This window comes from Exiguobacterium sp. E4787, from assembly GCF_018618375.1.
Taxonomy (GTDB): domain Bacteria; phylum Bacillota; class Bacilli; order Exiguobacteriales; family Exiguobacteriaceae; genus Exiguobacterium; species Exiguobacterium chiriqhucha.
The window spans coordinates 179518-194012 of the sequence record NZ_JACSLY010000005.1 but is presented as its reverse complement, the minus strand read 5'-3'; the positions used below and the strand labels follow the sequence as shown (position 1 = coordinate 194012).

At 51.6% G+C, this 14495-nt stretch carries 13 protein-coding genes; 6 read left to right on the top strand and 7 right to left on the bottom strand.

Features of this window, described 5'->3' with window-relative positions:
* The first annotated feature begins 129 nt into the window (after positions 1–129).
* The 3 genes from KNP80_RS08100 to KNP80_RS08090 all read left to right on the top strand — a co-directional run bounded on the left by KNP80_RS08100 (position 130) and on the right by KNP80_RS08090 (position 3746).
* Complete coding sequence (locus KNP80_RS08100) at positions 130–993, top strand: prolyl oligopeptidase family serine peptidase (RefSeq protein ID WP_214834450.1); 864 nt, start codon at positions 130–132, stop codon at positions 991–993.
* Positions 994–1211: 218 nt separating this feature from the next.
* Positions 1212–3155 (top strand): bifunctional metallophosphatase/5'-nucleotidase, encoded by a 1944-nt coding sequence (locus KNP80_RS08095; RefSeq protein WP_353047984.1) that lies wholly within the window; start codon positions 1212–1214, stop codon positions 3153–3155.
* Between the two features lie 90 nt (positions 3156–3245).
* Entirely contained in the window at positions 3246–3746 is a 501-nt protein-coding gene (locus KNP80_RS08090; protein WP_214718085.1) for a YdcF family protein, read from the top strand.
* A 35-nt stretch (positions 3747–3781) separates the two neighbouring features.
* Here the strand turns inward: KNP80_RS08090 and chrA are convergent, their stop codons facing one another.
* Both chrA and KNP80_RS08080 read right to left on the bottom strand, forming a co-directional pair.
* A complete protein-coding gene (gene chrA, locus KNP80_RS08085; protein ID WP_214718083.1) occupies positions 3782–4966 on the bottom strand; it encodes a chromate efflux transporter in 1185 nt (394 codons plus the stop codon).
* Between the two features lie 5 nt (positions 4967–4971).
* Complete coding sequence (locus KNP80_RS08080; RefSeq protein ID WP_214718081.1) at positions 4972–5280, bottom strand: PadR family transcriptional regulator; 309 nt, start codon at positions 5278–5280, stop codon at positions 4972–4974.
* Between the two features lie 201 nt (positions 5281–5481).
* Between KNP80_RS08080 and KNP80_RS08075 the strand changes: the two genes are divergently transcribed.
* The gene (locus tag KNP80_RS08075; RefSeq protein WP_353047983.1) at positions 5482–8166 is read left to right on the top strand and encodes an HD domain-containing phosphohydrolase; all 2685 of its coding nucleotides are present in this window, start codon (positions 5482–5484) and stop codon (positions 8164–8166) included.
* A gap of 41 nt (positions 8167–8207) precedes the next feature.
* On the opposite strand, the gene KNP80_RS08070 is transcribed toward KNP80_RS08075, so the two are convergent.
* Genes KNP80_RS08070 through KNP80_RS08060 form a run of 3 tightly spaced genes read right to left on the bottom strand, consistent with a single transcriptional unit; the run spans position 8208 to position 11372 of the window.
* Positions 8208–9290, bottom strand: a complete 1083-nt coding sequence (locus KNP80_RS08070) for an ABC transporter permease (RefSeq protein WP_353047982.1) — start codon at positions 9288–9290, stop codon at positions 8208–8210.
* 4 nt (positions 9291–9294) lie between these two features.
* A complete protein-coding gene (locus KNP80_RS08065; protein WP_251132358.1) occupies positions 9295–10434 on the bottom strand; it encodes an ABC transporter permease in 1140 nt (379 codons plus the stop codon).
* Between the two features lie 5 nt (positions 10435–10439).
* A complete protein-coding gene (locus KNP80_RS08060) occupies positions 10440–11372 on the bottom strand; it encodes an ABC transporter ATP-binding protein (RefSeq protein ID WP_214792592.1) in 933 nt (310 codons plus the stop codon).
* 146 nt (positions 11373–11518) lie between these two features.
* On the opposite strand from KNP80_RS08060, the gene KNP80_RS08055 reads away from it, so the two are divergent.
* Positions 11519–11917, top strand: coding sequence for a hypothetical protein (locus KNP80_RS08055; protein ID WP_214832137.1), 399 nt, complete (start codon positions 11519–11521; stop codon positions 11915–11917).
* A 55-nt stretch (positions 11918–11972) separates the two neighbouring features.
* Positions 11973–12170: a CsbD family protein gene (locus KNP80_RS08050; protein ID WP_021066447.1), complete on the top strand. Its 198-nt coding sequence runs from the start codon at positions 11973–11975 to the stop codon at positions 12168–12170.
* Positions 12171–12210: 40 nt separating this feature from the next.
* Here the strand turns inward: KNP80_RS08050 and KNP80_RS08045 are convergent, their stop codons facing one another.
* On the bottom strand, positions 12211–13131 hold the full coding sequence (locus KNP80_RS08045) for a CAP domain-containing protein (RefSeq protein ID WP_214832136.1): 921 nt from the start codon (positions 13129–13131) through the stop codon (positions 12211–12213).
* 113 nt (positions 13132–13244) lie between these two features.
* A complete protein-coding gene (locus KNP80_RS08040) occupies positions 13245–14480 on the bottom strand; it encodes an exo-beta-N-acetylmuramidase NamZ family protein (RefSeq protein WP_214832135.1) in 1236 nt (411 codons plus the stop codon).
* Positions 14481–14495: the final 15 nt, after the last annotated feature.

Here is a 14495-nt window from a genome sequence, read left to right as displayed (position 1 = left end):
CATATCGAATGAGAGAAAAGAAACGGGCCGGCATCCAACCGGCGCGTGTCGATAGTTTCCAAGAGTAATGTGTAAAAAAGGGATTTTTAATCCGTTATTAAGAGGGAATTTTAAACCGCTGTTGACAATATGAAAAGTTTTAAAGACCATCCTGCAAATCAATTGTTTATTTTAGATGATTTTGGTGAAAAAGGAAGTTACTATTTAGGCAAGGATTTATCCTTCCGAAATGAGACATCGGTTATTTCATTGATCATGAACATCTTACATCGAATTCATGCGACGCCAAAACATGTCACAACATTTGGTTCCTCAAAAGGCGGATATGTGGCATTATACTATGCATTAAAATATGGATTTGGCGAGGTTGTCAGTTTAGCACCTTCAATTAATTTAGGAGATTTCCTGATTAGTCAGCATCCTGATTTACTTGAATACATGACCGGTGGCAGTCAATCTTATCATGTATATGAAATGAATCAATTGATTTACGATTTGGTTAGAGAAAAGCGGGATGAAATGCCTTATATTCATTTAATGGTTGGAACAGCAGATTCACGGAAGTTGGAACATCTGGACCCGTTTGTATCCTACTTGGAATCTCTTGACATACCATTCGATTATCATATTGTTGAAGGAGTAGACCACTCTGAATTAAAATTTTTTGCTCCTCAATACATTGATTATTATTTTTCTCGTAAATTCTCACTTAAATCATCGTTGCTCTACTTCTTTGTTATGAATGAGCAATTTTTGGTTGAGAATGATCAAATAGTATTTAAAATGAATGTCGTCACTGATGAAAGTACAGAAGTTGCATTTTATTGGTATATGAATGACCAAATTTATAAGAAAACGCCGTATTCAAATGATTTGGAAACAAAAATTCCATATGAATCTGGAAATCAATATAGAGTGAAAATATTTATTCGAAATCGAATAGCTCAAGATCAAAAAGTTATATTTAATCGTACTTTCACATCAGAGACATAAATAAACTAAGGATAATATGTAGTACGCAATCAATAAAATATAATGATTTAAAAAAATGTATACTTCGGAAGAATCTAATCGGATATGATTGGATTCTTTTTATTTCGCGTAAAAAATATTTTAATTTTATATATTATTTTTAAATGAAGCATAATTGTATTGAGTTTCTGTGCGTAGTTGGATAGATTAGAAGATGAGAATGCATTTATGATCTCAAGGTGTGGAAAATTAACTGGGGAAACTTTGAAAGGGGAATAAGAATGTCAAACTGTAAAAATAATTTAGTGCTCAGAGGTATCATCGCTACGTCTCTAGTCACTGCTAGTTTACTTCCGCTCACTGTTAGTGCAAGTGTAGGTAAAGATTCAGCCAAAGTATCTAATTCTAAGCAAAAAGTGGACGCGATTGAAATTTTACAACCATCTCACCCACTTTCATTTAAACAAGGAGAAAAAATTGACGGGAAGTACAAGATTTTAAATGTCAATGTTGACGGAAAAATATTGAAACAACCGGTTAGATGGACGAATTTATCTACTTCGAAAATCGGTAATTTTACTGCTACAGCTACATATTCTAAACGTGGGAAGACAGTCCAACTCAAAGTTCCGTATACAATTTCGGGATATAAGTTGGCGCTTATGCACACAAATGACACACACGCCTCGCTTGATAGCGCACCAAAACGAGCTACGGCAATTAATCAACTTAGACAAGAGAATGCAGATCGTTTGTTGATCGATGCGGGAGATGTGTTCTCGGGATCGCTTTACTTCAATGAGTTCAAAGGACTAGCTGATTTGACACTCATGAACTACATGAACTATGACTTGATGGTACCGGGCAACCATGAATTTGACCTCGGCACAGAGGCGGGGCACCAAGAATTTGCAACTTTTATTCAAAACGCCAAATTCCCATTCGTCAGTTCGAACGTGGATTATAGTGCTGATCAATATTTGAGCAGTCTTTACTCGGATGAGATTGAGCGAAAGCCATACGATGGAAAATTATACGAAGGCGTCATCAAAGTGGTGGACGGGAAGAAAGTTGGATTCTTCGGATTGACGACTGAAGACACGGCGAACATCGCTAGTCCAGGACCAATCAAATTCCAACACTATGTTGAAGAAGCCGAGAAAGCCGTCAAAGCGTTTAAACAGCGCGGTGTCGATCAAATCGTAGCCGTCTCGCACCTAGGGTTCGACGACAATCCGGCAATCGATAATGATTTAGAACTCGCGAAACGCGTAGAAGGAATTGATGTCATTATTGGTGGTCACTCGCATTCTCGTTTAGACGCACCTGTTGTGGTGGTCGATGGAGAAGAGCCGACTGTAATTGTACAAGCATATCAATATGGGGAATTCCTCGGTACGCTCGATGTCGAGTTTGACCACACGGGGAAGGTTGTTGCACACCAAGGTAAGTTGATTGACATCAAAGGCTATGCCGCTGATCCGAGGGCGGTCAGCTTACTTGCTCCATTTGCAAAAGAAATTGAAAGCATCCGTAACGCCGAGATTGGTGCGGCGACGACTGCGGCATTTGACAACCCGAGGGACGCTGGAGATGTCAACAAACCGAGCGTTCGTAAAAATGAGACGGCGTTAGGGAACTTGATTACGGACGGTATGTTGGATCGTGCAAAACGAATCGACGGCGAAGTTGTCGCAGCGATTCAAAACGCTGGTGGTATCCGTTCGTCAATTAATGCAGGCCCTGTGACGGCAGGTGAAGTATTGACAACACTTCCGTTCGGAAATACGTTAGCGGTCATGACGTTGCAAGGAAGTGAACTGTTATCAGCCCTTGAGCGTAGCGTGAGCATCTACCCAATTGAGAGTGGCGGTTTTTTGCATATGTCAGGTATGAAGATTGAGTTTGATAGTTCGAAAGCAGCAAATAACCGAATTGTGAAGGCGCAAGTGCTTCGTAATGGACAATATGTGGACGTCGTAACGAATGAGAATTATAAGATTGCAACGAACTTCTTTGCTGCAAAAGGTGGGGACAACTACCTTGAGTTTAAAAAGGCATATGAAGAGGGTCGTGTGAATGATTTGGGGATTATTGACTGGGAAATCATGCGTGATTATCTCGTGAAACTTCAAACGGTCACACCGACTGTTGAAGGGCGAATTGTCGACATCAAGCAGTAAACCCGAAGTAATTATAGGATGAGGAAGGGACCTGACTAGGGAAAGTATAGTTAGGTCCTTTACTCATGTTCAAGCATAAAGGAGCCTACAATGAGAAAAACTGCAGATGGAACATATCGTTACGTTCTCGTCCTCGGTGCGAAAGTGAACGGGATTCAACCGTCCCGGGCCTTGATGCACCGGATTGAAGCGGCGGCTGAATACGCGAAGCAATATCCGCACGTCGAACTCATCGCTTCTGGAGGACAAGGACCCGATGAAGGGATGGCGGAGGCCCGCGTCATTGCCCGGGAGTTAACGGCACGTGGCATTGATGCGGCGCGAATCCATATCGAAGCGGAGTCGACGTCGACGTACGAGAACTTTCTGTTCAGCCGTCCGATTTGGAGTGGGGAGTCTGGTCTGACCGTCGTCACGAACGACTTTCATGTGAGGCGGGCCCGGCTCGTCGGACGCCTGTACTTTGGGCTCTCGACCGACGCACTGTATGCGAGAACGCCGACGGCCACAAAACTGAAGTACGTCGTCCGTGAACAGTTGGCGTACGTGAAGCTGTTCATCAACTATATGCGCTGGAAATGGCGACCATGACAAAAGGGACTTCGCAATGAAGTCCCTTTTTCGTGTTATAACGTGCCAATGATCATCCCGCCGATGACCCCGACGATGACGAGCGCCCAAGGCGGCATCTTCCAATATGCGATCATGGCGAACAAGAAAGCAGCGAAGACGAAGTCGACCGCACCGTTCACCGTGCTCGTGAAGATCGGCTGATAGAAGGCAGCAATCAAAATCCCGACGACGGCAGCGTTGACACCGATGAGCGCACCGGCGACTTTCGGGTTGCGACGGAGTGCATCCCAAAACGGCAAGGCGCCGAGGATCAACAGGAACGCCGGCAAGAAGATGGCAAGCGTGGCGAGCAGACCTCCCGGCACGCCATTAATGACCGTCCCGAGATAAGACGCGAATGTGAAGAGCGGTCCCGGTACGGCTTGGGCGGCCCCGTAACCAGCGAGGAACGCCTCTTCACTTAAGAAACCGGCCGGTACGAGTTCGCGCTCGAGTAGCGGCAAGACGACGTGGCCGCCGCCGAAGACGAGGGCCCCCGCGCGGTAGAAGCTATCGAACATGGCGACCGATTGACTCTCGATCGTCTCCCGTAAGATCGGCAAGATGACGAGGAGCGCCCCGAACAGACCGAGAAGCGTCGCCCCGAGTCGTTTCGAGAGCGGGAACGAAGCCGACTTGACGTCGAGGTTTTGCGGTTTGAACAGCAAGAACCCGGCAAGTCCGGCGAGCAAGATGACGAGCACTTGGCTATAGGTCGTCTGCCATAACAGCACCCCGGCGAGTGCGAAGAACGCGATTGTCCGCGTCTTCGCGTCCGGCGTCAATTTGCCGGCCATCCCGAGAATAGCATGGGCGACGATGGCGACGGCGACGACTTTCAATCCATAAAGCCAGCCCGCGTCTGAGACGTCGAGTCCCGATACCAATAGGGCGAATAAGATGAGGGCGATGACGGACGGGGCCGTGAACCCGATGAACGACGTGATCCCGCCGAGGATGCCGCCACGGACGATCCCGATCCCGATGCCGACTTGGCTGCTCGCCGGACCCGGCAAGAACTGACAGAGGGCGACGAGGTCGGCATAGGCGCGTTCGTCCATCCATTTGCGACGGCGGACGTACTCCTCATGGAAATAGCCGAGGTGGGCGATCGGTCCGCCGAACGAGGTCAGGCCGAGCCGGGTCGATACGAATAAAATCTCAAGTAACGTTTTGAACGTTACGCGTTGGTTGGACATGTGCTTCACTCCTTAATTTTTTTGAATAGTTCATACGCTTTTTGACGGGCTTCCGCCAAGACGACGAGGCCTTTTTCGGTCGTCGTGTAATTTTTCCGGATATGACCCTCGACGAGCTCGTTCGTCCGGACGAGCAGCCCGTCTTGCTCCATCGAGTGCAAAATCGGATAGAGCGTGCCGGCGCTAATCGAGTAGCCGTGCTCACGGAGCTCCTCGACCATCCAAGCTCCGTACACCGGGTGCTCAGAGGCGTGGTGTAAGATATGGATATGGATAAAACCGAGAAACAGTTTTCGAAGAACGCGGTCTTCCACGTGCATCATCTCCTTAATATCGGTTTTCGATATCGATTTTCGTAATCATACTAACAATTGTGGTGGTGAGGTGCAAGCCGTGAGGTGTCATTTACAAAAACTTAATGTGCGCATATTGGTGAGAATCGATTCGGAAAATATAGGGAATTTGTAAGAAATGAGGTAAACTGAAAAGTAGAATTGAACGGAGGAGGGACCGACGTGGCAGACTTAGACCAGACCAAATTTCAATCCTTGTTGCGCCATATGCCCCAAGGCTACGTCGAGTTTAAAGTGCTCTACGATGAGGCGGGGGAGCCCGTCGATTACGAGTTTCATGAAGTGAACGAAACGTTCGAGCGCATCATGAAAGCAAAGCGCGAACATTTTCTCGGTGGACGGATCACCGACAAGTTGAAAGATTTTGAATACAGCGAACGGGAATGGATCGTCCAAGTCGCGCGTGCTGTCAGTAGTGGCGAAGCCATCACGTTCGAACATTTCTCACGTCGCAACAAGGCCTGGTATGAACTGTCTGTCTTTAGCGAGCGTCCGGGTCATGTGTCGACGCTGTTCCACGACATCACACCGCACGTCCAAGAGAACAATGCGCTGAAACAACTCGTCAACGTGTCGCACCGCTTTGTGACGACCGGACGAGAATTGTTGATGAACCAACATTTCCTCGACCAGATTCGAGGGTTCACCGGTGCCAAGGCCGTGACGCTCAATTTAGTCGATGATGATGGACAGACGTACTCGACCGTGGCGCTCTCGGGCATTGATGAACTGCTCGAGCGCAGCCTCGATGTGCTAGGCTTCCATCCGGTTGGCCGCAAATGGCCGATGAGCCCGAAACGGTCCAAGTTACTCGAGGCACCGAGCCCAATCGTGTTCGACGACATTTTCCCGCTCGTCGACGGGGTGTTGCCGAAACGACTGATCAAAAATATTTTACGGATTTTTAACCTTGGCCAAGTCGTCTTGTTTAAAATCGAGAAAGATGGGGTTTTTTACGGGGATTTGACGATTGTCATGCAAGGAAATAAAGAGGCGAGCCGCCTTGGGCTCGTCGAATTGTATATCGTGCACATCCTCGAGCAGATGACGAAAGCGGGCCGGCAAATCGGGGATGCGAAAGAGTCGATGTTCGAAGGGTTCGCGACCGTCGACTTGGAGTGCATCATGTCCCTGACCAATCATGAGATTTTCCATTTGAACGTGGCGTGGGAGCGTGTGCTCGGGTTTCCGCTCGAAGAACTCGAGAACATGGACTTCACGAGCCTGATTCATCCCGATGACGTCGAGAAGACGAATGAAGCGTTCGCCTTGCTCGAAGAAGGGAAGGACATCTTCCGTTTCGTCAACCGATACCGGACGATCGATGGAGACTATCGATCAATCGAGTGGCATTCAAAAGTCCAAGGCAACTATATTTACGCCGTCGCCAAAGACGTGACGGAACGCGTCCAACTCGAGGAAGAACTCGCCGAGCGGGACCGATTGCTCACGAAGCTGTCCGATCAAGTGCCCGGTGCCATCTATCAGTTCGAGCGGCGCCCGGACGGCAGCTTCCACTTCCCATTCTTTAGCCGAGGATTCGAGGTGCTGACTGGTATTACGTTCGAGGAGATGAAACAAGACCCGGGTCTCGTGTTCTCAAAAATCCATCCCGAAGATTATCCGAACGTGATGGCGAGCATTGAGACGTCGTACGAGAACTTGACGATTTGGGATGCGGAGTTTCGTGTCCTGACGCCCGACGGCCGGACGACGTGGATTTTAGGATCGTCGCGTCCAGAGAAGCTTGATGAAGGGCATGTCCTTTGGCACGGCTATATCGGTGACGTGACCGAGAAGAAGAAATATGAGATGGAAATCGAGTATTTGAGTTATCACGACCAGTTGACCGGGGTGAAGAATCGCCGTTACTTCGATGAGGCGCTCATCACGTACGATGAGCCGGACTATTATCCGCTCGCCTTAATCGTCGTCGACGTCAACGGGTTGAAGCTGACGAACGACGCGTTCGGTCATCTCGTCGGGGATCGCTTGTTGATTGAGGCGACGATGACGCTCAAACGTGAGATTCGAGGGAAGGATACGGTCGCTCGAATCGGTGGGGATGAGTTTGTCATCATCATGCCGAATACGTCACTTGAAGAGGCGAACCGCTTGTCCGATCGCCTGAGCCAACTGTTCCTCGCCAAATCGATCGAAGGGCTGCCGATTTCGGCATCGTTCGGCGAAGCGGTGAAGGACGATGACGCGCTCTCCATCGCGGAAGTGTTTAATTTGGCCGAGGACCGGATGTATCACCATAAAGTGTCGGAGAAACAAAGCCGACGCCATCATTCGATTCAGCTCATCATGCGAACGCTCTACGAGAAAATCCCGCGCGAAGAAGCACATTCGCAACGCGTCGCCGAGCTGTCGCGGCAACTCGGACAGGCGATGGGGTTCACGAGTACTGATGTGAACGAACTCGTCACGGCGGCGACACTGCATGATATCGGCAAGGTCGCGATCAGCAATGAGATTTTAGACAAGCCGGGCACGTTGACCGAGTCCGAATGGCGTGAAATCAAACGTCATCCCGAAGTGAGCTACAACATCTTGAGCACGGTGCCGGAGTATGGGCCACTGTCCGAAATCGTGCTCGCCCACCATGAACGATGGGACGGGAATGGTTATCCGAAAGGGATCAGCGGAAAGCAGATCCCGCTCGCGTCACGCATCATCTCGATTGCGGACACGTTCGACGTCATGATGACGGGACGCCCGTATCGGAAAGCGAAGACGCTCGACGAAGCGCTCGCGGTCATCGCAGAAGAAGCGGGCCGGCAGTTCGACCCGGAACTCGTCGAGGTGTTTTTCAAGAAAGTCGTGCCGACGTTGCAACGTTAATCGACTCACATAAAAAGGAGAGCCCGCGATGGCTCTCCTTTTTATGTGAGCGGCCGTTTCTTCAACGCCCAGGCGCTGAGGAGAAAGACAGCGAGCGCCATCCCGAGCATGATGAGGACGGATTGGAGTGGGAAATGGTCCTCGTACATTTGGGTGATCCCGTAATTGAACCAGTACGTCGGCAAGAAGCGCCCAACGGCTTGGAGCGTCTCCGGAAGCCACGTCAGGCTGATGAAGGCGCCGCCGGTGATGGCCGCCGCCATCGTCACGGACGTCTGCCAGATGTTCGCCTTCTCCCGGTTCGTCGCGAGAATCGCGATGAGCGACCCGATGGCGAGACAGACGAACAAATAGACGATGAACAACAACGTGAGGACAGGCAGGTGCGTCAAGATGTCTTGTCGGTATAGCACGGCACTGAAGGCGAGCAGCATGAGCACGTAGAGCAGACCGACCGCACAGAACGATACGAACAACGAGCCGATGTAACGCCGCGGCGTTACAGGGGCGGCGAACAGGCGGGAATAGATTTTCTCGTCCCGGTCGTCGGCGACGAACAGCGGGATGAACTGAAGGAACGCCGACATCATGACGAACGACAAGAGGCCGAGGAACGCCTGCGTCCGCGCCGTCGTCGCCACGCTCTGTTGGAACGGCTCACTAGAGAGGGTATAGCCGTTTTCCGTCTCACGTTCGGCGAGTTCGGTGAACCGTTCCTCGTCAAACTCACTTGCGATCAATAGTTGCCGCTCACGGGACAAGTGTGAATTGAGCGCTTGTTCGATCAATGCGGCGTCACTCCCTTCGGTCGCACTGAACGACAATCGCGGTGTCTCGCCATCCAAGAGCGCCTCGCTGAATCCGTCCGGAATCACTAAGACGATGTCTTGTCCTTGTAGCAACGCCTCATCGGTCTCATCCGTCTCGAGCGGTGTCACCGCTCCGAACCGTCCCGCCTCTTCAATCACGCGACCGGCGAGTGTTCCGCCGTCGCGGTCAAGAATACCAATCGAGGCGTTCAAGGCAGACGTCGAACTGAGGAACGACAGGATGAGAGCGAACCCGAACACGGAGACGAACGTGAACACCCATAGCCCTTTTTTCCGGAGCATACGTTTGGCCACATGTCTAAATAGCACCACGGCGGTTCACCCCTTTCCATAACAACAGGGTGATCCCGGCAAAGACGAGCAGATGGATGGCGAGCCAACCGAGACTTTGCCAAAATACGGACGTGTCTCCACCGCGCAAGAGCACCTGAAGCATGCCTTCCCGCATGAAAATCGGCATGAAGACGTACTTAGCCCACGGCACGACGCTCAGCGTCACTTGGTCGAAACCAGGAACATAGCCGCCAGAGAGAATCATGATGATAGCGACGAACCCGTTGACGATCGCGTCTTTCGTCGCGCGCGAGAGACGAGGTAAGCTCGAGATGAAGAAACCGAACGCCGTACCGTATAAAGCGAGGGCGAGCCAAGAGACGAACAATAGACTGAAGTGAACGTAGTCGAGCGAGAAGCTGCGATAGACGAAGTGACTGAACCAAAACACGAGCACAAGTTGCAAAAAGATGAGCGTGTAACGGCTCAAACTGCGGGCCAGGCGATACTCGATCCGTTTGACCGGAGCGGCTTGGATCCGAAGATAGCTCCCCGTCATCGGCTGCTCCTCACTGAGCATGCCGGTAATGTAGAATGCACCGAACAGTGCCGTCATGATGGAAATCGTGACGGTGAAATATTCGAGTGATGTCGGGGTCCGACCCGACAAATCGATGCTCTCGCTGTCGATGAACGTCGTGGGCTCGAACGGGGCGGAAACACCTGCCTCAGCGAGCATAATCTGCTGATTGGCGACGTCCGTATATTGCCGGAGAATGGCCTCGATGACGTCAAATTCGATCGTCGACGGTTCCTCGTAAAGCAGACGGACGTCGGGACCGTCCAAATGGAGGATGACGTCGGCGTCGCCATCGTTCACGCCGTTTTCCGCAGCGGCGATACTATCGTATGGGACGAGATTGATAAATGCTTTGATGTCGTCGTCGGCGAGGAACGTCTCGAGCGGCACCCGGTAATCATCCGTCGACTGTTCGACGTAGGCGACGTCTGTGACCGGGAGCGAGAAGTTGCTATTGAAGATGGCCGACAGCATCGTCCCGAGCCCGAAGATGAGAATGATTGGGAAGATGAGCATCCAAAACAAGGTCGAGCGGTCCCGCAGTTGCTGTTTGACATCATATTTGATGAACGTCCATAGTTTCATCGTCATCACTCCCTAAGTGTCTTACCGGTCAGCGCCAGGAAGACGGTATTCAAGGACGGACGGTCGACCGTGATTGAGGTGAAGCGAACCCGCTCGTCATGGAGGACGTCGAGCAGCGGGGCGAGCGGGGTGTCTTTCTCGAGTGACACGTCGAGGAACGGTTCCTCGTAATCGACTTTCTTCACCCGCTCGAGTGATTCGAGTCGTTCCAAGAGGCCCGGAGTGAGGGCGTCGACTTTGATGCGGGCCGTCTCGAGCGTCATGACTTGATCTTTCAGCTCATCTTGCGTGCCCTCGGCGATAATTCGTCCCTCATCGACGATGGCGACACGGTCGCAGAGCATCTCGACTTCCTCCATATAGTGGGACGTATAGATGATCGTCGCCCCGCGTCGATTCAACTCGCGGATATTCTCGAGGATGGTGTTGCGTGACTGCGGGTCGATGGCGACGGTCGGTTCATCCATAAAGATAAGTTCTGGTTCATGCACGATGCCGCAGGCGATGTTGAGACGACGAAGGAGCCCCCCGGACAGTTCCGGCGGACGTTTCTTTTGGTGCGCGGTGAGTTCGACGAAGTCGAGGGCGGCCACGGTCTTTTGTTTGGCCTCGGCCGGTTTGAACCCGTACAGCTCGGCGAAAAATTGAATGTTCTCGAACACCGTCAGCTGGTCGTACACGGAGACATGCTGCGGGACGATACCGACGCGCCGTTTAATCGTTTGCTCGTCTTTTGGCATCGAATGATCGAAAATACGGATGGTACCGCTGTCGGCAGGATATAAGTTCAGCATGACAGAAATGGCGGTCGTCTTTCCGGCCCCATTCGGTCCGAGCAAGCCGAACAGTTCACCGGCCTCGACGTGAAGTGAAAAGTCGTTCAAGGCAATTGTCTCACAGAACCGTTTCGTGACATGGTCGAGCGCGATGATAGACACGTGGACGCAACTCCTTTCAAATCAGGAACGTGAAAAAGCATACAATGTTTTGTTCCCGTTTGCAGGAACTTCCGAACCCAATGACGAATGAATTATAATAGTTGAATTATTCAGACAATTAATGGAAGTTGAAGTGAGGGATCGCGATGAAAGGGTGGCAGTTCAATAAAGAAGAGTCGAGCGAGAAGTTTCCGGACGAGATGGCGTGGGCGTTATTTTGCACCGTCGAGCCGAAGCGAATGGATACGACACTCCCGTTTTATTATGACGAGTCGGTGTTCCGTTTCTCGAACGGGACAGAGTCATTTTATTTTAAAATCTCCCCGAGTTATCACGAGTTCGAGGTGAACGTCAAAGACGCGTCGGGCGAGCTGCTATACTACCAGCTGTTGCGAACGGTCGGGAAAGTCGAGGTGCTCGAGGATCGGCGCGACCACGGCGAACTGTTGATCGTCATGAACGAGGACCGGAACAGTACGGTGACCACAATCGAGTTGACCGTCCGACCGCGTTTCCGGGTACTCGTCAAAGAGCACTATGTTTGAGTTTTCCTCAGAGTGGTACATGAATTAGACATGATACAACGAGGAGGAGATTCACATGAAAGACGGACTTAACAAAAAAGTGGACGGGTTAATCGATAAAGCGGCAGGCAAAGCGAAAGAAGCGGTCGGCAAAGCGACGGACAACCAATCGCTCAAGCGTGAAGGCCAGAAAGATCAAGTGAAGGGGACGGCCAAAGAGAAGACCGGCCAAGCCCAACAAAACCTCGAAAGCCTGAAAGACGAACGCCGCTAATACAAAACGGGAAGTCGCGACAACTGCGACTTCCCGTTTTTCATTTCGTCAAAAAGACTTGGACGTGAATCGTCGAGCCTTGCGCGTTCTTGGCGGCACCGACACCGAGGTGCGTGAAGTTGCCGTTCAAGATGTTGGCGCGGTGGCCGCTCGAGTTCATCCAGGCGTTCACGGCTTGAGCCGGGTCACTCGACCCCATATAGATGTTCTCACCCCAACCACGATAGCTGACATCGTAGGCATCGAGCGTGTCACCTGGGCTCCCGTTCTCACGGAGCTGATGCGAGAACTGGCCCGTCTGTGCCATCTCGTCGGCCCGGACTTGGGCGACACGGTTCGCTTCGCCCGACGCTGCGAGCGCCGATAAGCCAGCCGTCTGACGCTCTTCGTTCGTCTCGGCCAAGACACCGCTTGCTGGGGCTTTGAAAGTGATGTGTTTCGCCAAAATATATCCGGTCTTCGTGCCGATGTTCACTTTATACCAACGCGTCGTGCCTGTGTACCGGTACGAGATCGTCTCGAGCTTCATCCCTTGGCGCAAGAACACGACGTTCGATGAGGTCGTGAGCGGACGCGACTTTAAGTAGACGCTCGATGGGGCGACGTACGTCGCCTTCGTGAACGCGACTTCGGCTGTCGATAGCTTGATATACGTGGCCGGAACGTAACCGTACCCCGTGCCCCATTGGATTTTGTACCAGTGGGCCCCGTTCGTCGTAAATGACGTCCGGACCATCATCGTGCCGTCGCGAACAATTTTACCTACACTCGTCGCTGAGCTTGACGGTGTTTTTCGGACGTTGATTTGACTGATTCCCGTAACGGAACCTTTCGTGTTGACGGCCGTCTCACGATATGAGGCTTCGACCGTGGCCGGATTGACGGTGAGCGGGGGCGGCGGGGTAAATGTGAACGCGGTCGCGAGGGCGGCAGCGAGCAAGACTGAGGCAGATTTTTTCAAAATGGGAAGCTCCTTTTTCGATCATATAACCATATAATATATTGAATAGGGCAAGAATGGTTATTACCATTTGATTACAAAAAGAGGCAGACTCAAGTGAGCCTACCTGCTCCTTATTTATACAACAAATACTCTTTCCGAATCGGCAAGAACGCATCGCGCTCGGCATCGACTTTCGTCATGATCGCCTCGAGCGACTCCCCGGCGAGGATCATGTCTTTCACGTAGGCGTTCCCGGTCAGCTTCGTGATGAAGTCATTAGCGAGGAACTCGAACTCGTCTGGATACAGGTCGTGTGCCGTCTTGACCATGGCAATGCCGGTCTTGACCGCTTCGAACTTCGTCGGCTCTGTGACGTACACTTCGACGCCGTGCGACAGTTTGCCCGCGTTCTTCGAGAACGTTGGCGTGAACGAGGCAGCGCGGAACGTGACGCCCGGAAGTTCGAGCGCGTTCAACGTCTTGGCATAGTCATGCGCCTTCACGTACGGGGCGCCAATCAATTGGAACGGCTTCGTCGTGCCGCGTCCTTCCGACAGGTTCGTCCCTTCGAACAGACCGGTCGCCGGATAGACGTTGACCGTGTCCGTCGTCGGCATGTTCGGTGACGGCATGACGAACGGGAGTCCCGTATCCTCGTACAGCATCGAGCGCTTCCAACCCTTCATCTTGACGACTTCGAGGTCGGCTTGAATCTGATACTCCGAATTGAACAAGCGTGCGAGCTCACCGACGGTCATGCCATGCTTGAGCGGAATCGGATAGAGACCGATGAAGCTCGAATAGGCCGGGTCGAGCACAGGACCTTCGACGCGGAGACCACCTTGCGGGTTCGGCCGGTCGAGGACGACGAACGGGATGTCATTCTCGGCTGCGGCTTCCATCGCATACGCCATCGTATAGATGTACGTATAGAAGCGTGTGCCGACGTCTTGAATGTCGAAGACGAGCACGTCGACGTCTTTGAGCATCTCGGCCGTCGGTTTTTTCGTCGCCCCATACAGACTATAGACGGGGAGTCCCGTCACTTCGTCGATATATGAACTGATTGTCGATCCGGCTTGCGCATCACCGCGGACACCGTGTTCTGGTCCGTACAGTGCCGTCAATTCGAAATCATCTGAGTTATGGAACAAGTCGACGATGCTCGTCATGTTAGCATCGATTCCGGTCGGATTCGTGATCAGTCCGACTCGTTTACCGGCCAAGATTTCAGGATTGTCCATCAACCGGTCGACCCCGAGTTCGACTTTCGGTTTCTTCGGCTCTGACTTGGCATCGGCATCGAGCAACATGACAGATGACGTGACGAGCGTGAGGGCGGCAAGGCCGCCAATCCATTTCTTCATAACTATTCCTCCTTC